Genomic DNA, 20548 nt, shown 5'->3' with positions numbered 1-20548 from the left:
GCGATATGGGTGCTGATGGATGCCGACGGATATGGCGGATGCGCCCCGAAATGGGAGCATATATGTCGATGTTCTCGCTCGATCCTGCACAGCAGGCCTGGTGTGCGCGCCTGCGCGCCCTGGCCGCCGAGCGGCTGCGGCCCCTCGCCGAGGCCCGTGAACCCGGCCGCGTCAACCGCCCCTTGGTCGCCGCCCTCGGCGAGCTCGGCCTGCTGGAGCGCCTGTTCGAGGCCGGGGCGCTGGAGCTGTGCCTGCTGCGCGAGTCACTGGCGTACGGCTGCACGGAGGCCGAGACCGCCCTCGCCCTGCAGGGCCTCGGCGCCTGCCCCGTCGCGCAGGCGGGCACCGCAGCCCAGCGGGAGCGCTGGCTCCCCGGGGTACGGGCGGGGAGCGCCGTCGCCGCGTTCGCGCTGAGCGAGCCGGACGCCGGTTCGGACGCCGCCGCGCTCACCCTCAAGGCCGTGCCGAAGGACGGGGGCTGGCGGCTGAGCGGCGAGAAGCGCTGGATCTCCAACGCTCCTGAGGCCGACTTCTACACCGTCTTCGCCCGGACGACCGAGGGCGCGGGGGCCCGTGGCGTCACCGCGTTCCTCGTGCCCGCCGACCGGCCGGGGCTGACCGGGACGGCGCTGGAGATGCTGTCCCCGCACCCCATCGGCGCGCTCGCCTTCGACGATGTGCCCGTGTCCGGGGAGGATGTCCTGGGCGAGCGGGACCGTGGCTTCCGGGTCGCCATGAACACCCTCAACCTCTTCCGGCCGAGCGTCGGCGCGTTCGCGGTGGGCATGGCCCAGGCGGCGCTGGACGCGGCCATCGGCCATACCGCCCGCCGCAGGGCCTTCGGCGGCCCGCTCAAGGACCTCCAGTCGGTCGCACACCAGGTCGCGGAGATGGCCACCCGCACGGAGGCGGCCCGCCTTCTCGTGTACGCGGCGGCGGCCGCGTACGACGAAGGGGCCACCGATGTGCCGAAGCGGTCCGCGATGGCGAAGCTGCTGGCGACGGAGACCGCGCAGTACGTGGTCGACGCCGCCGTCCAGCTGCACGGGGCGCGCGCACTCCAGCGAGGCCATCTGCTGGAACACCTCTACCGCGAGGTCCGGGCGCCCCGGATCTACGAGGGCGCGACGGAGGTCCAGCGCACGATCGTCGCCAAGGAGTTGTACGCGAAGGAGTTGTACGGCGAGGAGTTGTACGCCGAGGAGCCGCCCGCATGAGCCTGCACCGCCACAATCCGTCCGACCTCTCGCCGCCCACCGGCTTCTCCCACGCCGTCACCGCGACCGGCTCGCGCTTGGTGTTCCTGGCCGGGCAGACCGCGCTGGACGGCGCGGGCAAGCTCGTCGGGGGGACACTGCCCGAGCAGTTCGAGACGGCCCTGGCCAATCTCCTCACCGCGCTGGCGGCGGCGGGCGGTGCTCCGCGGGATCTCGCGCGTGTCACCGTGTACGCCACCGATGTCGCCGACTACCGCGCGCACGCGGGGGAACTGGGCCGTATCTGGCGGAGGCTGGCGGGGGGTGAGTATCCCGCCATGGCGGTGATCGGGGTGGTGCGGCTCTGGGACGAGCAGGCCATGGTGGAGCTGGACGGGGTGGCCGTACTCCCCTGACGGGCCCATCGCGTACGAGGGGCCGCTGCGCGGTGCTTGTTCCCCCACCCCGCCCGCCCCCTACTCCCCCTACGCCCTGAGGGCGTGGGGGGACCCCCAGCGCGGCGTGGGTGGGGGCACCTCCCACGCCGCTAGGCGTAGGGGGAGTACCCCATCCCGTAACTGGGGCCCCGCCCCAGACCCCGTACCGCCCTTCGGGCGGTGTCCTCAATCTCCCCATAGCCTTCGGCATGGGAGGTGCCCCCAGACGGGCTTGAATTGCCGGGCCACCGGCAACTCCAGCCCCGCCGGCGTTTGAGGCGCGGGGTTCGGGGCGGAGCCCCGACAGGGGCCCGAGGGCAAAATCAAGCCCCGCTGGGGGACCTGCCACGCCGCTAGGCGTAGGGGGAGTTTGAGGCGCGGGGCTTGGGGCGGAGCCCCGACAACGTACGCCTACTGTTCCGTCAGGGAGCGGACAAGCGGGGACACAACCATGCCCAGCAGCGTGGCCGCGGCGATCGCGCCCAGCGCGATACCCCACGCGACAGGCCCCAGCGGGGTGCAGCCGAAGAACTGGCTGATACCAGGCATCTGGATCACGGCGGCGAGGACCGCCGCCGAGCCGATGCTCGCGATAAGGACATGGCGGTCCAGGCCGCCGGTCGCGAGCGTCTGCGCCAGCTGCGTGCCGACGACCGCCGCGAGCGCCACCGTACTGGCGCGGCGGCCCCTGCCCGTCAGCCGTGCCGCGCCCCATGCCAGACCCGCGCCGGTGGCGGTGATGGTCCCGCGCAGCAGCATTTCGTGGGTCAGCGCCGTACCGAGGGAACGGTGCGGGCCCTCCGCGAGCAGGCGCTGACCGGTCTGCCCGGCCGGTTCGCGTACGGCGATGGCCAGCGACGGCGCGAGGTCGGTGAGCAGATTGACCAGCATGATCTGACGGGCATTCAGCGGTGTACGGCCGGTCAGCGCCGAGATGACCACGCTGAACGTGACCTCTCCCAGATTGCCGCCGATGAGAATGCCGAGAGCGGCCCGGACCGACGCCCACATGGCCCGGCCCTCCATCAGCGCCGAGACGATCGTCTCCAGCCGGTCGTCGCTGACGACCAGATCGGCGGCGGCGGTCGCGGAGGGGGTGCCGCGGCGGCCCAGGGCGATACCGATGTCTGCGAGCCGGATGGCGGGCGCGTCGTTGGCGCCGTCGCCGGTCATGGCCACGACCCGGCCGACGCGTTGGTACGCCTGGACGATACGTACCTTGTGGTGCGGACTGCACCGGGCGATCACGTCCACGGTCGGCAGCAGCGCGTCAAGTTCGGCGTCGTCCAGCTCGTCCAGCTCCGGGCCGGTGCTCACTTTCGGCTCGGTGATGTCGCTGATGCTGGAGGCGATGGCGTCGGCGGTCGCCGGGTGGTCGCCGGTGAGCATCACCGTCTGCACGCCCGCCTCCCGCAGTCGCGCGGTCGCGGGAGCGGCACTCGTACGGACCGGATCGGCCAGCGTGAGGAACCCCAGGAACACCAGGTCCCGCACGCTCTCGTCGGTGAGGTCCTCGTCCGTACGCATCCGGCGCTCCGCCACCGCCAGCACGCGGCGACCGGCGCCCGCGAGCTTCTCGGCCTCGGCGGTCAGCCGCCGGACGGCGGCTTTGTCGAGCGCGACGGCGGTGTCTCCGTTCCGCCTGTGGGCCGCGCAGCGGTCCAGTACGTTCTCCGGCGCGCCCTTCACGCTGAGCAGCAGTCCGTGCGCCGTCTCGCCGGAGGTCGCGTGGTAGGCGCGGGACGGCTCGAAGGGCAGCGTGTCCATGCGTCGCCAGCGGGGCGCGCCCAGCCGTACGGAGACCCGGGCGGCGAGCGCACCGGCCGTCACGGCGTGGTCGGTCTGGTGCGCCATGGGCTCCGCCTGCCTGGCGGGCGGGGTGGCGCGCAGCGCGGCGGCGAGCACCTCCTTGCGCGAGACGTCGAGCCGGTCCACCGGCAGCGCGCCATCCCCGTCGCCATCCCCGTCGCTGTCCCCGGCGCTCACCGCGGCGAGCTGGAGCTTGCCCTCCGTGAGCGTCCCGGTCTTGTCGAAGCAGAGAACATCGGCGCGGCCGAGCGCCTCGATGGTGCGCGGGTTGCGTACGAGCGCGCCGACATCGGCCAGCCGCCGGGCGGCGGCCAGTTGCGCGGCGTTGACCAGGAAAGGCAGCCCTTCCGGGACGGAGGCGACGGCGAGATTGACCGCGGAGGCGAGGTTGTCCGTCAGCGGACGCCCGTGCAGCAGACCCGAGGCCGCCACCGCGCTGGCCGACCCGAGCGCGACGGGCAGGCTGGCCCGGGTGAGCTTGGCGAGCCGGGCCTCCACACCGGTCTCGGGCGCGGCCATGCGGGCGGTGGCGAGGCTGCGCCCGACCTCGGTACTCGATCCGGTGGCCACCACGACGGCCACGGCCCGGCCGGAGGACACCGTGGTTCCCTCGTACACCATCGAGCGGCGGCCGGTGATCTGCGCGGCGACCACCGGGGCCGGGTCCTTGCTCACGGCGAGCGATTCGCCGGTCAGCGACGACTCGTCGACCTCAAGCCCCTCGGTTTCCAGCAGCCGGCAGTCCGCGGGCACCACGTCCTCGGGCCGCAGCAGGATGATGTCGCCCGCCACCAGGTCCCCGGCGGTGACCAGCCGTTCGCGGCCGCCGCGGCGTACGCGCGCGCCGATGGCCGAGCGGGCGAACAGCTCGGCGAGAGCACGCTCGGTGCGCACCCGCTGGAAGCCGCCGATGAGCGCGGAGGTCCCGGTGATGGCGGCCACCAGCCCGGCGTCGGTGCGCGAGCCGACGGCGGTGGCGAGGGCGGCGCCCGCGGCGAGGACGGGGGTCAGGGGATTGGACAGCTCCTCGATGAAGGCGGAGGGCAGGGTCAGCCGCGCGGGCCCGCCGCCGGCCTGCGTGCCTTTCCTTCCGCCTGCTCCGCTCGCGCCGCCGCTGCGGGCAGCCGCCTCGTCGACCGTCAGGCCGTCGGCGTGGCTGCGCAGCCGCTCCAGCACCCGGTCGGTGGGCATCAGGTGCCAGGGCACGGTGGTCACCGGCGGGGTGAGGGGGCGCGCGAGCAACTGCCGGGCACGCCAGTTGCCCAGGCAGAACGCCACGCTCGCGGCGGTCGTGCCAGCCGCCATCGACCGGGAGGCCGCCAGGTGGGGAGCGGCCTGCAGCGCGGCCACCGCGCCGACGCCGCTGCCGCCCGCGGCCAGTACGGCACAGTCATGGTCGACCCGTGCCGCCGTGCCCACGGCGTCCACGATCAGCCCCGCGGACTCCAGGTCGGATCCGACGAGCAGATGGGCGCCCCAGGCCGGGGGCTCGCCCTCCGCGTGCACGCCGACAGCGCAGTCGGCCGCTCCCAGCGCCCGGCGGTTCCCGGAGATGAGCAGCACGACCGCACCGTCGGCCTGCAGACCACGTACCGACGCCACAAGACGACCACCCGCGGGCACCCTCGCGTCGGCGAACGAGAACGCCGGGAAGGCCCGGTCGGTGGCCAGCACCACCCGCGCCCCCGCCCGGCGGGCCGCCGCCGCGACGGCCTCGGCGCCCGGGGCGGTCTCTGTGGCCAGACCCACCACGGCCTGGAGCCTGCGCCCCTTGGCCAGGCCCAGCGTCCGTTCACTGCCCTTGCGCCGCAGCCGCGCCTCCGCCTGCCGGCCGGTACGGCCCGTCAGATCCAGGTCGGCGAGCGGCCCGAGCACCCAGCCGTCGTTGTCGCGGGCGGTCCGCAGGGGCGTGTCCGAGTCGAACAGGGCGAAGAGCCGCCGTGAGGTTTCTTCGGGATCGGCGCCGCTGAGCGGTTCCAGGTTCACCGGCTCGTACCGGTCGGTGCGCAGTGCGTCCTCGTCCAGGACTACGGTGTCGACCTGCCCGAGCCGCCGCAGCGCGCTCCGGTCCATGGTCACCACACCCCGCAGCGCCAGGAACCTGCCGAGGCTGGTGGCGAAGCCCTCCCGGCCCGCCTCCGGAGCCTTCGCCACGGCGGCCAGGGCGACGGCCAGTCCCCGGCGGGGTCCGGCGAAGGGAACGGCGATCGCACCGGCCACCATGCCCGCCGCCATGGCCCGCTCCGCATAACGGTCCGCCGAGTCCTGCGGCGTCGGCCCGGCCCGGTCGATCACCATCGAGTCGGCCGACGCGTCGTCAGGCCCACGGACGAGCCGCGGCTCCGCCTCCGCCCAGGTCGCGCGCTCCGCGGTGGCTTCCCGCCACTGCGCCAGCCGCTCCAGCACGTCCAGGACGATGCCTCCGCCGCCGGTGGCCACGCCCTGGGCGAGGGCGCTGATCACCGGCAGTACCGACTCGGCCTGCTCCGTACTGCTGGCGGCGGCGATCAGATGCCGCACCCGCGGGTGGTACCGGAGGGCCGCGGCGAGTGCTCCCACCTCGGGCGGCAGCCTGAGCCAGGGAGCCACCCGCCGGAAGGTGGCGAGGGAGAGTCCCACGGTGTCGGCGGCCAGAACGGACACCGACTGGCGGGTCTTCGGCCCCTCGCAGGGGTGGTGCGGCTCGGGCCACCACTCGGTGAACTCGTCCGCCTCCGCCGCATGGTGCCCCTCCGCGTGCGCGACTGTCGCGACGAGTTCACGCTCGGCCGGAGGCGGCGACCCCAGCGCCACGACGACCCGCTCGGACGGCGCGTTCACCCGCGCCCACACCACCCCCGGATGTCGCTCCAGCGCCCGCTCCACCCGCCGCGCGATCTGGTCCCCGCCGGCGCCGTGCACCCCGTGTACCTCGATGTAGCACCGCCCGGCCCGCTGCCACACATCGCGCCGCGGCAGCCCGATGAGCTGCCCGGCAACCTGGGCGGCACCCCGCGCACCGGCGGCGGCACCTCGCGCACCGGCCGCGACGCCGTACGTCACGCCGGAGGCGAGCGGTGCGAACAGCAGGGGCGTCCACAGGCGGACCCCTGACAGCGGTGACATCGGCTGGGCCTCCGGTCTGTTTACGCGACTTTCGGTTACGCGGAGCCAACGTGGCCCGAGTAGCCTTTCCGGCCTGGTTCAACCGTCGCAGAAGGGCCACGGAGGCACACGTTCAGGGAGTCCATTACCCTTAAATGTAGGCAAACATCATAGAAAATCTGCCCGTACGGCATCTATGGACGTGAGATCCGTGGCCACCTCACCATCACCTCGTAAGCGCACTTCGCAGGGCAGGACAAAGTCCGGCACGGAGCCGAAGAAAGCGACTCCCGCGACGCCCGAGGCACCCGCGAAGACCGCGAAGACCGCGAAGACTGCGAAGACCGCGACGCCTGCCAAGAGCGACGGACAGCGCAAGATCACCATCACGGTCCCCACCGCCGGCCGCGTCGCGAGCGGCGCGGCAAACGCGGCACTGCTCCCGGTGGCAGTTGCCCGCCAGGTCCTGCCGGCCAAGGGAGGCCTGCCGCTCTACCTCGGCCTCGGGGTACTGGGCGCCGTGGATGTCCTTGAGTGGCCGGTGGCGATCGGCATCGGCGTGGGCTATGCCGTACTCCGCCAAGGCGGCGCACTGACCCCCGGCCGCACCTCGACCTCGGGCGAGGCCCGCGCGGCCTGACCTCGGTGAACTGCCGGGCACCTGGAGGGTGCCCGGCGGTTTTCGCATCAGGTGGCGGAAGGAACGGTCACCAGGTGCCCGGCTCCGCGTACCAGGAGCGGTTCGGGTTCTCGAATCCGCCGTCGGCCCAGCCCGGGAACGTGAAGGCCCGGGTGGCGCCGATCGCGTAGTTGTACATGGCCATGAGGTCGGCCCGGCTGTCGTCGTCCGTGTCGCCGGAAAGCGGGTCGCCGGAGCTGCTGGCATACCAGCCGCTGGGCTGGGACTTCCAGCTGGACAGCGGCGCGTCGGAGCCGCCGTCTACGGGTCACGCCCTCGTCGTAGTCGTACATCACCGTGGCGTCGGCGGAGAATGTCCACCGGGGCCGCGGCACCGGTGTCGTAGTCGTAGAGCGCGATTAGGTCATTCTGCGCTCACCGGCGCTCCACCCCGTGACCGCCAGGAACATCGGCCAAGGTACTGCTGGGACTCGGCCGGGGACATGGCGGCGGCTGTCTGCTCGTCCCACACCTTCGCGTACGCCTGAACGTCACGCTGCTGTTCGAGCAATGTACCCGGCCAGCACGATCGTGAGGATCTCGGCTGTCGGTGTTCGCGTCAGATGGTGTCGTTTCGGACGGCCGTGATGAAGACCTGCCACTGCTTGGGATCGAAGGTGTGAGCTCCCAGAGAGCGGTTCTTGCTGTCGCCGACGGCTACGAGGCCATCGGCGGTCAGCTGCTTCTCGACGCATTGCCCCCCGTTGTCACCGCTGTAGGAGGACTTCTGCCAGGCGTCCTCGGGGAGGTTGTGCCGCGTCATCTGGTGTACCTGCCTCTAAGTTCTCTTCTGGAAGTCGCGCGCTGTCTGCGAGATCAGGTCCATGGATTGTCGTGAGGGTAGGGCGGAAGCTCGGAGCTCGTCAAAGGCCAGCTTGTACCGCTCAACGGGGCCATTTTCCTCCAGATACAGCGCCCCGTCGAGGTAGTCCAGGTTGACGACGTCGAGATCCATCGGGTCGGGGTACGCGTAAAGACTGAAGGGCCCGTCGAGTCCGGCGTGCCATCCCTGCCCGAACGGGATGACTTGGATCGTGAGCTTGGGCGGGTTGTTGACCTCGATCAGCTTCTGGAGCTGAGCGGCCATCACCCGTGGCCCGCCGACCTCGCGTCGGAGCACCGCTTCGTCCAGGACGCACACGTACTGGGGCGGGTTGTCCCGCTTGAAGATCTCCTGACGGTTCATGCGGACCGAGACGAGCTGCTGGACCTCTTCCTCGGATGCCTTCTTGTCTACGGAGTGGATGGTCTCCGTCGCGTACTCGATCGTCTGGAGGATGCCAGGGACCAGCAGGGGCTGGAACGCGTGGATGCGGGCGGCGTCGGACTCGATGGCCAGTCGCTCCTGGAACGGTTCTTGCAGTATGTCGTTGTGCTGGGCCCACCAGCCTTTGCGGCGTCCTTCCCTGGCCAGCGTAGCCAGGGCTGTCTTGAGCTTCTGATCCTCCACTCTGTACAGCGTCAGCAGCGCTTCGATCTCCAGCTTGCTGACGCCCTGTCGGCCGTTCTCCTGGCGGGAGATTTTGGACTTGTCGCCGCCGATGCGCTCGGCGGCCTCCTCCATCTTGACGCCGGCCGCTTCGCGTAGTCGCTTGAGCTCGCCGCCGAGCTTGCGTCGTCGCACGGTGGGTCGTGGGTGGCTTGGCAACGTAGCTCCTCCTCCAGGCGTGTTGAGCGCCATTATGTCGTACGGGACGACAGTGCCTCCACAACTCGTCATATGACAACGGAGTAGACCGCTCCTTATGAATCTACAACTTTGTGGCCCAACTGAGTTGCGGTACGAGGATAGATGGGTCCACTCTGTTGTGCGTTACATAGGGCGCTTGGGGCATCACAGAGCGTCGACCCGTTCGCGAACGCGCTGATCAGGCGCTGGAGGAGCCATGGACGTCATGGCAGAGGCAGGCACGCAGCAGTACCGACAGGAGCTGATCGCTCATCCGCGGGCGCTCGCGGGTATCCGCCGTATCGTCGGCGCGCATCTGCGCTACTGGGGATGCGGGCAGTTAGCCGAGCCCGTGACGCTGTGCGTCCATGAGCTGCTGTCCAACGTGGACAAGCACACCGGCTCCCCTGAGTGTGTCCTGCTGCTTCAACGCCTGCCCGATGGTGTGCGCGTAGTCGTCAGCGACACCAGCACTGTCTTGCCGAAGGTCCGTGAGCCGAACTGGATCGCCGAGAGCGGGCGGGGACTGTTCGTCCTGAACGAGATGGCCGACGCCTGGGGTGTCGTGCCGCGCGCCACGGGCAAGGACGTGTGGTTCGAGATCCGCTCGCGTGTCACCTCGGCGGAGGTCGCGGCATGAAGGCGGTGCACATCCACCCTGCCCTGGCTGCCCATGACGGGCGCGAAGTCGCCGTTGAGCACGCTGATCCTCGCCTGGCCGATCCCCCTGGATGCCAACGTACGCATCTCCCCTACCCCCGGCGGGTGGTCGGCGTGAGACTCACCCGCGCCTACTGGTGCCATATCGATCAGGTCTGCGAAGTGCCCACGACAGGCCCGCTCGACGACATCACCACCACAGTCTCGGCTCAGGCCGTCGACTGGGTGCGCGAGTCCGTACGGTCCCTGACTCCTCGCCTTGACCGTGAGACGTTCGACCGCGTCTGGGCTTGGCTCGGCAACCACCGCGGCGCAGAGGCAGCCATCCGCGAACTGCGCAGGGGCAGGCCGTATGCGTTTGAGCTGGCCACCCCCATCGGTCGCTGGACCTGGACCGCCCACCCCGTCTTCGTGCTCCCCATCATCGGGACGGGCCCCGACCGCGACGCGGCGTCGCACCCTCCCGTGCTGACGTCGGTGGAGCTGGGCATCAAGCAGCCCGTGACCGCGCGGCGGCCCGTATCGGCACCCCAGGCAGCGGAGGTGTGATCATGTCGCCGGAGCCACAGCGGCCGGACATCGCCCGCGACCTCCTTGCTGGTGTCCAGGCAGCCGAGCGGAACTGGCACCTCCCCGTCGCGGAGCGCGCCAAGGCCACAGCGGCCGAGATCAGCACGATGCGGCACCTCGACCGCGCCAACGCCCACGTCCTGCGGCGCATCGTGCTCACCCATGGGTGGCCCGGTCGCAGCCTCGTTGGCGAGGAAGCCGCGCGAGCCGCGTGGCTGATCGCCCTGCACGCCGACGACGATCCCGCATTCCAGCTCTCCGCCTTACGGCTGATCAACGAAGCGGTCCGGCACGGAGAGGCGACTTTGCAGCAGTGGGCGCACCTCTATGACCGGTGCTGCGTACATCAGGGCCGCCCGCAGCTCTACGGCACACAGCACCGATACGGGCCCGCCGGCCTGGTGCCTCACCCGATCGCAGAGCCCCACAACCTCGACGCCCGCCGTGCCAGTGTCGGCCTCCCGCCCTACGCCGAACGAGCCGAACGCATCCGGCGCCATCACACCGGCCATCCGACCACCGACCCTCCCGGCCCCGCCGAACCCCTCACAGGAAGGTGCTCCGCATGAGGACTGCAACGCCACAATCCCCCTCCGCTGCTGTCTGGAACGTGTGGGAGGAGGACGGGCAGATGTTCCGGTTGATCACCGATACGGAGCTGATGCACTTCACCCACCACTTCCTCATCCGACGCGGCCAGGTCGCTGTCGACGCAGGCTGCGGCACCGGGGCGTTCAGCCGCCAACTGCACCGTTTCGGCTTCGACGTCACCGGTGTGGACTTCGCCGAGAACGCGCTCGCAGCCGCCCGGCGCACCTGCCTTCCCGCAGTGCGCTACCTGCACCATGACCTCAACGCCGGGGACCCTCCCGCCCTGCCACAGCACGGCATCGACCTTGTGGTGTGCCGACTCGTCCTGCCCTTTCTCAAGGATCCGGCCGCGTGGCTGCGCCGCGTCCGCGACCACTGGCTACGGCCCGGCGGGCGGATGTACGTCGTCGTACCCGTCATCGACGAGCCCACCCCACAACCCGGCGCAATGACCGAAGCGGAAGTAGCCGACCTTGCCCACGGGTGGGCCCATGCCTACCGCTACGACCTGCGCGGTCACCTGGCCTGCCTGATGCTGCGCTCCCCGGCCACGTAGCTGATTCCCGCCGAGCCCCTGTTCGCTGGTGAGGCGGTCGAGGACCCCCGTTTGTACCGGCTGCAAGCCCGTTTACACACGGCACAAACCCGCTGTCGGTCACGGCTCCCCGAGCGGTTCCATCGAACCAACGCCGATGCGGACCCTCGCCGGTGACCCTGGCGACAGGCACGACCCCGAGGCCCCCACGGCCTGACGAGGCCCACCCGCTGTCGGACCGCCTTCGGCGCCCGGACGACAGCAGCAGCACCCGAACGACACCCCCAGAACCCCAAGAGAGAAGGAAGCTCCGCGTGTTCATCGACATCCCGAGCGAACTCGAAGCCGCTCTGATCGACCGTTTTCTCCCGCCCTGGGAACTGGACGGTTCGTTCCTGGCGCAGTCCACCATGGAGGAGTACCGGACCGAGCTGACGGCCACCCCGCGGTTCGAGGAAACCGCCCCGACCCTGCGCCACGCGCTGACCGGGGAGGGCGGCGGATACGCCGTGCTGCGCCTGGGGAACCTCGCCAAGGCCCTGGGGACCGGCGACCGGTTGCGGCGGCTGGCGACGGCCTTCGCGGCCGAGGTGGCGGTCCCCTTCTCGCCCTTCCCGCGGTGGCCCCTGTGGAAGGACATCGGGGTCAAGGTCGACAAGGACCCCGGCCGCTCCAGCGGCATCGGGTACAACGCCTTCCACATGGACCTGGTGAACGCGACCCGGCCCCCGGAGTACACCACGCTCCTGTGCGTCCGCCCCGACCCGCTCGGTGGCGGCCCCAGCATCCTCTCCGACGCCTACGCGGCGGTGGCGCGGCTGTCGGAGGACAGCCGCGCCCTCCTGGCCGAGACGGCCTACAACTACGGGACCTTCTTCGACCTGTTCGGCGTGGGCGAGGAGTACAAGCCGTTTCCGATCCTGGACGGCTCCGACCCGGGTGAGGGGTTCGTCCGGTTCACCGCCAAGATGCTGGAGCGGTCCCAGCTCGGCCAGGCGCACGCCGACGCCGCCCGGGAGCTCGCCGAGGAGCTCGTCCGGGGTCAGGTCTCCTTCATGCTCCAGCCCGGGGACTACCTCATCGTGAATCAGCGCCGATTCCTGCACGGCCGGGAGGCGCTCCACAGCGGCCAGGAGACCGTCCCCGGCGCCGACAGGCGGCTGCTCCTCCAGTTGTTCCTGCGCGCGAGGGCCGGCGATGGCTCGGCCGCGTAGCCGGCCGACGGCACCGGTGACCCACCGAGTCCCGCCCCCCGGGTCCAGCCGCCGAGCACGCGGCAGGGCCACGGGGCGGGGCCCGGTCGGGCACCGCCCCGAACGGACACGCCGATCGCCCCGAGCTCGTGAACGGGTGCTAGATCCGCGACTTCCGCACCGAGTGCCATGCCGCCCCGGCCAGAGCCCGAGCCGACCGGAACACCGAGAGCTGTTCGTGCCGACGGTAGAGGTTCCAGTTGTACGGGACGAGCGACAGCTTGTTCGACGAGAGCGACCCGGCCCGCTGCGCCCGGTACACCGCCAACGGTTCCCGCAGCGCCCGCGCGGGAGTCCCATCCCGCATGATCGACAACCAGAGCGCGTAGTCCTGCCTCTTCGGCATGTCCGGCATCAGCCTCGTCCCGACCACCCTGCGGTCGTACATGGCGGTCAGGGCGCCGATGTGGTCATGGACCAGCATCGCGCTGTAGTCCACGCGCTCCAGCGCCCACACCACACGCCCGTTCGGGACGAAGTCGGCGGCCTCGCCCTCGTACAGGGCGTCCATCTTGTAGTAGGAGGTGAACGTGAGGGGCGTCCCGGCCGTCGCGGCGAAGGCGAGCTGTTTCTCGACCTTCGTCGGAAGCCACATGTCGTCGCTGTCGAGGAAGGCGATGTAGTCACCCCGGGCCCGCGCGATGGCCAGGTTGCGGGCCCGGGCCGCGCCTCCCTGCCGGGCCGCTGCCTCCGGCAGGACCCGTTCGTCCTGCCGAGCCAGCTCTTTCAGCAGATCCATCGAACCGTCCGAGGATCCGTCGTCCGTGATCAGTAGTTCGAGATCGGGGTGGGTCTGCGCAAGCACCGACCGGACTGAGGGCCCGAGCGTGGCCGCCGAATTGTGCACAGGCATCACCACAGAAACCAGGGGCACAGCGGTGCTCCTTACCCAGTTGGAGTCGTCATGGAAGTTGTTGTCGCCGGCCAAGGCTACGTGGGACTGCCGCTCGCCGTACGCGCCGCCGAGGTGGGCCATCGCGTCGTCGGCTACGACGTGGACACGGACCGCATCAAGCGGCTCATCGCCGGCGATTCGTATGTGGAGGACGTGGCCTCCTCGCGACTCCGCGCGGTCCTGGACACCGGGGCCTACTCCGCGACCGCCGACGCCGCCGCGCTGGCCGGCTTCGACATCGCGGTGATCACCGTGCCGACCCCGCTGCGGGACGGCGTGCCCGACCTGACCTACATCGAGTCCTGCGCCCGGACGCTGGGCGAGAACCTTCGCCCCGGCGCGACGGTGGTCCTGGAGTCCACGACCTATCCCGGCACCACCGAGGAACTGCTGCTGCCGATCCTGGAGAAGACCTCGGGCCTCAAAGGCGGGGTGGACTTCCTGGCTGGATTCAGTCCCGAACGCATCGCTCCGGGGAACAAGAGGTGGTCGTTCGACGGGACGCCCAAATTGGTGTCCGGAATCGACGCCGAATCACTCGATGCGATCAAGGGTTTCTACGACGGCATCTTTCAGACAACGGTTCCGGTGTCCGGGACCAAGGTCGCCGAGATGGCCAAGCTGATCGAGAACGTCTTCCGGTTCGTCAACATCTCCCTGGTCAACGAGATGGCGACGCTGGCGGCTCCCCTCGGCGTGAACATCTGGGAGGCGATCGACGCCGCCGCGACCAAGCCCTTCGGCTTCACGCGGTTCACCCCGGGGCCGGGAGTCGGCGGGCACTGCCTGCCCGTCGACCCGTTGTTCCTCTCCTGGAAGGTCCAGCAGGAGCTCGGCGTCCCTTTCCGGTTCGTGGAACTCGCCGACGACGTGAACCGCCACATGCCCGACTACGTCGTCCGGCGTCTCGTGGAAGCACTCGACAAGCGCCGCATGACCATCAACGGATCTCGGATCCTGCTGCTCGGCCTGACCTACAAATACAACGCCACCGACCTTCGCAATTCACCTTCGGCACGTGTCGCCGGACTTCTCATCAACCTCGGCGCCGAGGTGCGCGGCGCCGATCCCAACATCCCGGAGGGCGACGACACCGAGCTGAACGTGCCCCGGGTGGATGCGAGCGCGGAGGAGGTCGCGGCCGCTGATGCCGTGGTGCTTCTCATGGACCACGCACGATTCGACCTCCCGATGATCGAGAAATACGCGACCTATGTTCTCGACTGCCGAAACCGCCTGTCCGGACCGAACGTCGAGACCCTTTAGCTCCTCGAATCCCCCCGACCCGCTGCCGAATCTTCCATCCCTGGGAGTTCTCTTGCGCGACGAATGGGAACACGCCCACACGGACTACACCATGCCCGTGCAGCGTCGCATTCCTGCCTCGCTGGCCGAAAGCGAGAGCGACTGGCGCCACTACCTGGAACGCTCAACCCCCAACGGCTGGCTGATACAGAACAACGCCATGACCGAAGCGCTCGTCAGCGGAAAGCCGATGTACCTGCTGCACGTCACCAGGGACATCGACGCCATCCGCACCAGCCGGCAGTTGCACGTCTCCACCGGTTGCCTGGTCGGAGCCCTGTACTGCTCGCCTCTCGCCAGTCAGCGCGAGGGACTGCGCCCACACAACCTCGGCGCCTACCTGATGCGGACGAAGCCTTCCACCAAGCCCATGATTTTCGAGGTCATCCCGGATGCCCCGATCCGGCCCAAGGGCGTCGACTACCTGCATCTCGGTGCCATCCACCTGCGTACCTACCTGCGCTACCAGAGCTTCCTCACCCCGGCCGAGAACGACCAGCTCGACCGCGCCGTGCTGGCCGGGCTGCGCGCCGCGGCCGTGTTCCTCGACGTCGCCCTGCGCAACGCCGCCGGGCATGCCACTCCGGCACCCGAGTTCATCGACCAGTTGTCCGACGCCGTGGCCCACGTGCCGTTCCTCGGCTACCTCTACTTTGAGGTTCTGTCCGAATACCTGATGCTCCACTCCGTTACTCCGGAGACCAAGACCTATGCCCAGGCGGGAGAGCTGAACAACTGGCTCTACAAACGACTCGCCTTCGCCGCCGTGGACGGCATGGAGCAGTTGTTCGACCTGGCGCGTTTCAATCCGCGCCATCACAGGCTCGTCCAGCTCATCGAAGGCTTAGAACCGGATCTCGACCCGGGAGTCGCTGAGTACGTCCGGCGACGGCTGTCCCACCTGTTCGCCCGGACCGCGCTGCACCCGTCCCAGGATGCGGAATCAGTCACCTTCCAGGGCGCTGATCTCAGTACGATGCAGAAAGCCGCGCCTGGACTGATCGGCCAGATGGTCTTCCGCGAGATCCGGTACATGGCCCGCTATCGGCAGTTGTACCACTGCTTCGAGAAATCCAAGGCTCTTGAGGCGTGGGACTACTGGAACAGTGAGGGAATACCTACCCCCTTCAATGGGATCCTCCCCAAGGGAGAGATAGGGATAAATCCCGTCTACCCCCGATCGGCAGTCAGAGTATGGACGGCAGAACTGGACGGTAGGGGCTATTTGCATCCGGCCGAGGAGGTCATGGCCGTCTTCACGCCGCACCTGGCGTCGTGGTGGGCGCCTCCCCGTCAGCGCGAGATGTAGAACGCTACCGATGATTCACGAGTCGAGTTGGCCCTGGGAGCCCGATCTCCGATTCCCCCCAACGGTTATCCATGAATGGAGGTTCCACATGGCCACCAAGCTCCTGAACATCCTGACCGGCATCAACCGCACCTCCGTGCCTTCGTCCGGGAGTATGATCCTCGTCAACGATCTCTACGGCGCGATGCCTGAAATCCACACGACCTTCCTGGGCAGGGCGCCGGTCGATCAGGCTTGGAAGGCTGCGTTTGATCAGCTGATCACCCTCTCCACGACGAAACGCCCTCACGGCCCGGACTTCGACCCTTACGTTGAGGAGTTGACGCGTGAGGTCGGTGCGCTCATCGAGAAGATTCAGCCGAATGTCATTCACGCCCAGTACCTCGGGTTCGCTCTCAGCCTGGCGTTCACCCGAACTGCTGGCAACATCCCGATCATCGCCATCGCCCACGGCACCGACGTGATGGTTGCCGAGCGCAGCGCATCGGAACGCGAGGTACTGAATGAAGTTGCTGCCGCAAGCGCCGCGATCGTAGTTCCGACCTCCGCCCTCGCTGACCGCATCGACCGTCTCACCCGACGCCGACTCACCGATCGACTCACCGTCATCCCGTGGGGTATCGCTTTGAGCGATGCCCGGGTACGCGATCAACTGCCTACTGGAACCGGACCGCTGTCTCTGGTGCACGCCGGTCGTCTGGACGATAACAAATCCACGATCACCGCCGTCGAAGCCCTCGCTTTAACCGATCAGCCGCACCACTTGACCGTGATCGGCGAAGGAATCCTACGGGAGCATCTGGAACAGCGGGCTATCGAACTCGGGCTCCGGAACCGGGTTCATTTTGATCCGTTCCTGCCCCGCGCCGAACTGTGGCGCCGCCTGCCGAACTTCGACGCCTTCGTCTTCACAACCAGGGGTCTGGAGGCTTTCGGGCTCGTCCTCATTGAGGCCCAAGCCCACGGACTTCCGGTTGCCTACTCCGATCTTCCCGGTGTGAGGGAAATCCTCGGGAGCGCTGGCGTTCCCTATACTCCTGGCGACCCGCGCTCGCTGGCCGTGGCCCTGGACGGGATGGGCCGGGACTTCCACCGGCGCAAGGCCCTGACCAAGGCGGCTCTCAATAACGCGCGCCGATACGACATCACTACCACCGGCCGCCAGCTTCGCGAACTGACGCTCCGCGTTACCTCCTAACGCCGGTGTTTCGAGACCGGCCTCTGGACTGGTTAGGTCACATGTTCAGGTGTCGCGTATTCCAGTTTCGCCTTCGACCGCGACGGCTTGCTCGTCCTGCGCGGCGCCCTCGCCCCCGAGGTCCGCGACCGCGCAGGCGAGAGGCGTAAATCCTGCCCCAAATGCAGAAAGGTCCCCGGCAACGGCAGCCCGCGCCGCCCGCAGTAGCCACTTTTTTGTGGGTACTTGTCGCGGGTCGGAACGGGGCTGAACCTGGTGGTGGGCGGTCAGAGGCCGCCGGATACGGCAGGGAAGAAGCTCTATGCATCAGGTTGCTGGTTGGGCCTCGGTGAGCTTCTCCAGGCGGCGGTGGCCCCAGTCGGAAAGGGGAGCCAACGCCTCGGAGAGTTCGCGGCCGAACGCGGTCAGGGAGTACACGGTCTTCAGCGGCAGCACATCAAGCACCTCCCGGTGCACCAGTCCGTCGGTCTCCATCTCACGGAGCGCCTGAGTCAGCACCTTCTCGCTGATGGCCGGCATCTGCCGACGCAGCTCGCCGGGGCGGTGCGGACCGGATTCCAACAGCCAGAGCAGAAGCGTTTTCCACTTGCCGTCGATCACGGCGATGGCGGCGGTTACCCCGCAGACATTCGGGTCCTCAGCACGACTGCGCATCATTTTCATCCTATTTATTACCGTTTGCCGATATTCTTATGGGAGTTGAGTCATGTCTTCACACATCGAACAGTCTGGCGTCACCGTGCTCGGTCTGGGGCCCATGGGCAGGGCCCTCGCCGGAGCGTTCCTGGATGCCGGTCTGCGGACCACGGTCTGGAACCGGACGCCGGGCCGGGACCGGGAGCTGGTCGAGCGGGGCGCAGTCGGCGCCCGATCGGTCCAGGAGGCGGTCGCCTCAAGCGCGTTGACCGTGGTCTGCGTAGTCAACTACGACGCGGCGGACGCCATTCTGCGGCGCGATGCGGTCACTGACGCGCTCAAGGGGCGCACGGTCGTCAACCTGACCGCCGACACCCCGGACCGGGCCCGGGACGCCGAGCGCTGGGCGGCCGAACACGGCATCCCGTACCTGGACGGTGCCATCATGACGCCGACCACGACCATCGGAACGCCGGCCGCGGTGTTCATCCATAGCGGTCCCAAGGAGCTCTACGAGGAGCACCGCCCGGTGCTGGATGCGCTGGGCGGCACCCACACCCACCTCGGCGAGGGGATCAGCCGGGCGGCGGCGTACGACATCGCTCTGCTCGACATCTTCTGGACCGCGATGGCGGGCTATGTGCACGCGCTGGCCGTGGCGAGGGCCGAGGGCATCACCGCGCGGGAGCTGGCACCGTTCGCCATGGGCATCGGCGCGATCCTCCCGCCGATCTTCGAGCAGTCCGCGGAGGAAGTGGACAACGGCAGTTTCTCCGGCGAGGGCAATCCGATGACCTCGGCGGCATCGTCCATGGCCCATATCATCCACGCCTCCGAGGCCCATGGGATCGACGCGGGCGTGATGCGTGCAGCCGAGGGCATGGCCCGTCGCGCCATCGGACTGGGCCACGGCGGCGACGGGTTCACCCGCATAGCGGAGGTCCTCGGCCGCTAGTGAGGGCTGAGATTGGCTGAGACAGCTGGAACCCGGCTGTCTCAGCCAGGGACTCGATGCGTTCCATGTGTTCCTCGCCCCACTCGCCGAGCGGCGCGAGCGCGGTGTTGAGGGAGCGGCCGAACTCGGTCAGCGAGTACTCCACCTTCGGTGGGACCTGGTGATAGACCTCGCGGTACACGAGGCCACTGGTCTCCATCTCCCGCAGTTGAAGGATCAGCATCCTTTCGCTGATGCCGGGCACCGCTCGCCGCAACTCGCCAAAGCGCAGCGGTCCTTCGCCGAGTGAGAACAGGATCAGCCCCTTCCACTTGCCCCCCATGACGGCGATGGTGCGGCGTCGAATCCGCAGGTATAGGTCTGCCGTGACCGTCATCGGGCTGGGTTCGATGGGCAGGGCACTGGCCGAGGCGTTCATCGACGCCGGGCACCCGACGACCGTATGGAACCGCAGTTCGGCGAAAGCCGCACTGCTCGTGGCCAAGGGAGCGGTCCACGCGGAGGCGGTCGAGGACGCAGTCGCGGCAAGCCCGCTCGTCATCGCCTGCCTGACGGCATACGACGACACGCTCCAGGCCCTGGAGCCCGCCGTCGCCGCGCTGGATGGGCGCGCCTTGGTCACCCTGAACAGCGGATCCCTGGTCGGCGCCCGCGAGACGGCCGCCTGGGCCACCGGTCACGGCGCCCGGTTCCTCGACGGGGCGGTAAAGAATGTGCCTTCGGCCGTGGGGGCGCCGGACACCCTGCTGTACTACGGCGGCGACAAGACCGTCTTCGACGAGTACGAGTCGGCGCTGAAGGTGCTGGGCGGCGACACCGTCCACCTCGGCGACGAGCCCGACCTTGCCGCCCTCTACGAGATGGCGGTGGGCGGCACCCTGCTCCCGGCGCTTGTCGGCTTCTTCCAGGGGGCCGCCATGGTCCAGGCGCGCGGGCTGGAAGCGAGCACGCTGGTGCGGTTCACCGTCAAGTGGCTGGAGATGATCAACTCCGTCCTGCCACTGCTGGCTCAGGAGATCGACAGCGGTGACTACAGCAAGCCCTTTTTCCACCGTCAACGTCTTCCACGCGGGAATCGCCTACGACGAACAGCTCGGCCAGGAGGCCAACATCGACGTGGCCTGGCACGCTCCCCTGCATGACTTGCTGAGGCGGGCCGTCGAGGCCGGCCATGGAGACCACAGCATCTCCGCCCTGACCGAGGTGCTCAGGAAGCCGGAGCAGATGGTGTGACGCAGTTGGGTGCCCCGAGGCGCGAGTCGCCATAACCGCGGCCGCCTCGAGTCAGCTCTGAGTCTCCGCGGTCACCCAGTTGAGGTAGGCCGGACTGCCTGAGTGGACGGGTACGGCGATGATCTCGGGGGTGTCGTAGTCGTGAAGCTCGCCGATGCGCTCCGCGAGCCTGTCCACCAGATCGCCGCGCGTCTTGAAGTCGATGCGCCACTCCCGCTCCTGCTCCACCTTTCCCTCCCACCGGTAGACGGACGAGATCGGATAGACCTGGGCGCAGGCGGCCAGCCGCCCACTGATCACCGCGGAGGCGAGGGAGCGAGCCTTCTCCTCCGCGTCGGTTGTCGTCGTCACCACGGCGTACTCAGGAGTCGTCATGGTGACGAGCGTAAAAGGCGTCCCGCCCGGCACGAAGAGGAGCCGGCGGCACCGGCCCCCGCTACCGAGGCGGCATTGACGCGGCATATGCGCCCGGCTAGTTTCAGCTCGGGCGCAGACCGACTGAGGGTCCTGCGCCGTTTCTCATGCCCTCCGGAG

General features: G+C 69.1%; 18 protein-coding genes and 2 pseudogenes. 13 read left to right on the top strand and 7 right to left on the bottom strand.

The annotated features are described in order from the left end of the window. Positions 1-62: 62 nt before the first annotated feature. Both ACIHCQ_RS12600 and ACIHCQ_RS12595 read left to right on the top strand, forming a co-directional pair. Entirely contained in the window at positions 63-1217 is a 1155-nt protein-coding gene (locus ACIHCQ_RS12600; RefSeq protein ID WP_399661048.1) for an acyl-CoA dehydrogenase family protein, read from the top strand. Continuing rightward, complete coding sequence (locus ACIHCQ_RS12595) at positions 1214-1612, top strand: RidA family protein (protein WP_399661046.1); 399 nt, start codon at positions 1214-1216, stop codon at positions 1610-1612. The genes ACIHCQ_RS12600 and ACIHCQ_RS12595 overlap by 4 nt, the downstream gene beginning before the upstream one ends. A 432-nt stretch (positions 1613-2044) precedes the next feature. On the opposite strand, the gene ACIHCQ_RS12590 is transcribed toward ACIHCQ_RS12595, so the two are convergent. Beyond that, on the bottom strand, positions 2045-6547 hold the full coding sequence (locus ACIHCQ_RS12590; protein WP_399661044.1) for an HAD-IC family P-type ATPase: 4503 nt from the start codon (positions 6545-6547) through the stop codon (positions 2045-2047). A gap of 190 nt (positions 6548-6737) precedes the next feature. Between ACIHCQ_RS12590 and ACIHCQ_RS12585 the strand changes: the two genes are divergently transcribed. Further along, positions 6738-7166, top strand: a complete 429-nt coding sequence (locus ACIHCQ_RS12585; RefSeq protein ID WP_399661042.1) for a hypothetical protein — start codon at positions 6738-6740, stop codon at positions 7164-7166. 598 nt (positions 7167-7764) lie between these two features. On the opposite strand, the gene ACIHCQ_RS12580 is transcribed toward ACIHCQ_RS12585, so the two are convergent. Then, positions 7765-7968 (bottom strand): DUF397 domain-containing protein, encoded by a 204-nt coding sequence (locus tag ACIHCQ_RS12580; protein WP_399661041.1) that lies wholly within the window; start codon positions 7966-7968, stop codon positions 7765-7767. A gap of 15 nt (positions 7969-7983) precedes the next feature. Beyond that, a complete protein-coding gene (locus tag ACIHCQ_RS12575; RefSeq protein ID WP_399661039.1) occupies positions 7984-8829 on the bottom strand; it encodes a helix-turn-helix domain-containing protein in 846 nt (281 codons plus the stop codon). A gap of 262 nt (positions 8830-9091) precedes the next feature. Between ACIHCQ_RS12575 and ACIHCQ_RS12570 the strand changes: the two genes are divergently transcribed. From ACIHCQ_RS12570 to ACIHCQ_RS12550, 5 genes are all read left to right on the top strand, one after another. Beyond that, the gene (locus ACIHCQ_RS12570; protein ID WP_399661037.1) at positions 9092-9514 is read left to right on the top strand and encodes an ATP-binding protein; all 423 of its coding nucleotides are present in this window, start codon (positions 9092-9094) and stop codon (positions 9512-9514) included. A gap of 134 nt (positions 9515-9648) precedes the next feature. Continuing rightward, positions 9649-10083, top strand: coding sequence for a hypothetical protein (locus ACIHCQ_RS12565; RefSeq protein ID WP_399661035.1), 435 nt, complete (start codon positions 9649-9651; stop codon positions 10081-10083). A 2-nt stretch (positions 10084-10085) separates the two neighbouring features. Then, positions 10086-10673, top strand: a complete 588-nt coding sequence (locus tag ACIHCQ_RS12560; RefSeq protein ID WP_399661033.1) for a DUF6624 domain-containing protein — start codon at positions 10086-10088, stop codon at positions 10671-10673. Next, complete coding sequence (locus tag ACIHCQ_RS12555) at positions 10670-11251, top strand: class I SAM-dependent methyltransferase (protein ID WP_399661031.1); 582 nt, start codon at positions 10670-10672, stop codon at positions 11249-11251. The genes ACIHCQ_RS12560 and ACIHCQ_RS12555 overlap by 4 nt, the downstream gene beginning before the upstream one ends. 293 nt (positions 11252-11544) lie before the next feature. Continuing rightward, positions 11545-12444 carry a TauD/TfdA family dioxygenase gene (locus ACIHCQ_RS12550; protein WP_399661029.1) on the top strand — a complete coding sequence of 300 codons (900 nt, stop codon included), beginning with the start codon at positions 11545-11547 and terminating at the stop codon, positions 12442-12444. A 139-nt stretch (positions 12445-12583) separates the two neighbouring features. On the opposite strand, the gene ACIHCQ_RS12545 is transcribed toward ACIHCQ_RS12550, so the two are convergent. Continuing rightward, positions 12584-13357, bottom strand: a complete 774-nt coding sequence (locus ACIHCQ_RS12545; protein WP_399661027.1) for a glycosyltransferase family 2 protein — start codon at positions 13355-13357, stop codon at positions 12584-12586. Between the two features lie 30 nt (positions 13358-13387). Here ACIHCQ_RS12545 and ACIHCQ_RS12540 point away from each other — a divergent pair, with 30 nt between their 5' ends. From ACIHCQ_RS12540 to ACIHCQ_RS12530, 3 genes are all read left to right on the top strand, one after another. Then, positions 13388-14644 (top strand): nucleotide sugar dehydrogenase, encoded by a 1257-nt coding sequence (locus tag ACIHCQ_RS12540; RefSeq protein WP_399661025.1) that lies wholly within the window; start codon positions 13388-13390, stop codon positions 14642-14644. Positions 14645-14696: 52 nt separating this feature from the next. Continuing rightward, complete coding sequence (locus tag ACIHCQ_RS12535) at positions 14697-15992, top strand: hypothetical protein (RefSeq protein ID WP_399661022.1); 1296 nt, start codon at positions 14697-14699, stop codon at positions 15990-15992. Between the two features lie 88 nt (positions 15993-16080). Continuing rightward, positions 16081-17190 (top strand): glycosyltransferase family 4 protein, encoded by a 1110-nt coding sequence (locus ACIHCQ_RS12530; protein ID WP_399661020.1) that lies wholly within the window; start codon positions 16081-16083, stop codon positions 17188-17190. 306 nt (positions 17191-17496) lie between these two features. Here the strand turns inward: ACIHCQ_RS12530 and ACIHCQ_RS12525 are convergent, their stop codons facing one another. Further along, positions 17497-17847: a winged helix-turn-helix transcriptional regulator gene (locus tag ACIHCQ_RS12525; RefSeq protein ID WP_399661018.1), complete on the bottom strand. Its 351-nt coding sequence runs from the start codon at positions 17845-17847 to the stop codon at positions 17497-17499. A 49-nt stretch (positions 17848-17896) separates the two neighbouring features. Between ACIHCQ_RS12525 and ACIHCQ_RS12520 the strand changes: the two genes are divergently transcribed. Further along, a complete protein-coding gene (locus tag ACIHCQ_RS12520; protein ID WP_399661016.1) occupies positions 17897-18781 on the top strand; it encodes an NAD(P)-dependent oxidoreductase in 885 nt (294 codons plus the stop codon). Here the strand turns inward: ACIHCQ_RS12520 and ACIHCQ_RS12515 are convergent. After that, positions 18750-19138: pseudogene (locus ACIHCQ_RS12515) on the bottom strand (winged helix-turn-helix transcriptional regulator); the annotation flags it as partial. The gene ACIHCQ_RS12520 and the pseudogene ACIHCQ_RS12515 sit on opposite strands and share 32 nt — an antisense overlap. A 32-nt stretch (positions 19139-19170) precedes the next feature. On the opposite strand from ACIHCQ_RS12515, the pseudogene ACIHCQ_RS12510 reads away from it, so the two are divergent. Beyond that, a pseudogene (locus tag ACIHCQ_RS12510) lies at positions 19171-20014 on the top strand (NAD(P)-dependent oxidoreductase). Positions 20015-20065: 51 nt separating this feature from the next. On the opposite strand, the gene cutA reads toward ACIHCQ_RS12510, so the two are convergent. Continuing rightward, entirely contained in the window at positions 20066-20389 is a 324-nt protein-coding gene (gene cutA, locus ACIHCQ_RS12505) for a divalent-cation tolerance protein CutA (protein ID WP_399661014.1), read from the bottom strand. Positions 20390-20548 lie beyond the last annotated feature (159 nt).

The organism is Streptomyces sp. NPDC052236 (assembly GCF_044548015.1).
Taxonomy (GTDB): domain Bacteria; phylum Actinomycetota; class Actinomycetes; order Streptomycetales; family Streptomycetaceae; genus Streptomyces.
Note: the sequence above shows the minus strand (reverse complement) of the source record. Positions and strands in the feature narration are given on the sequence as shown.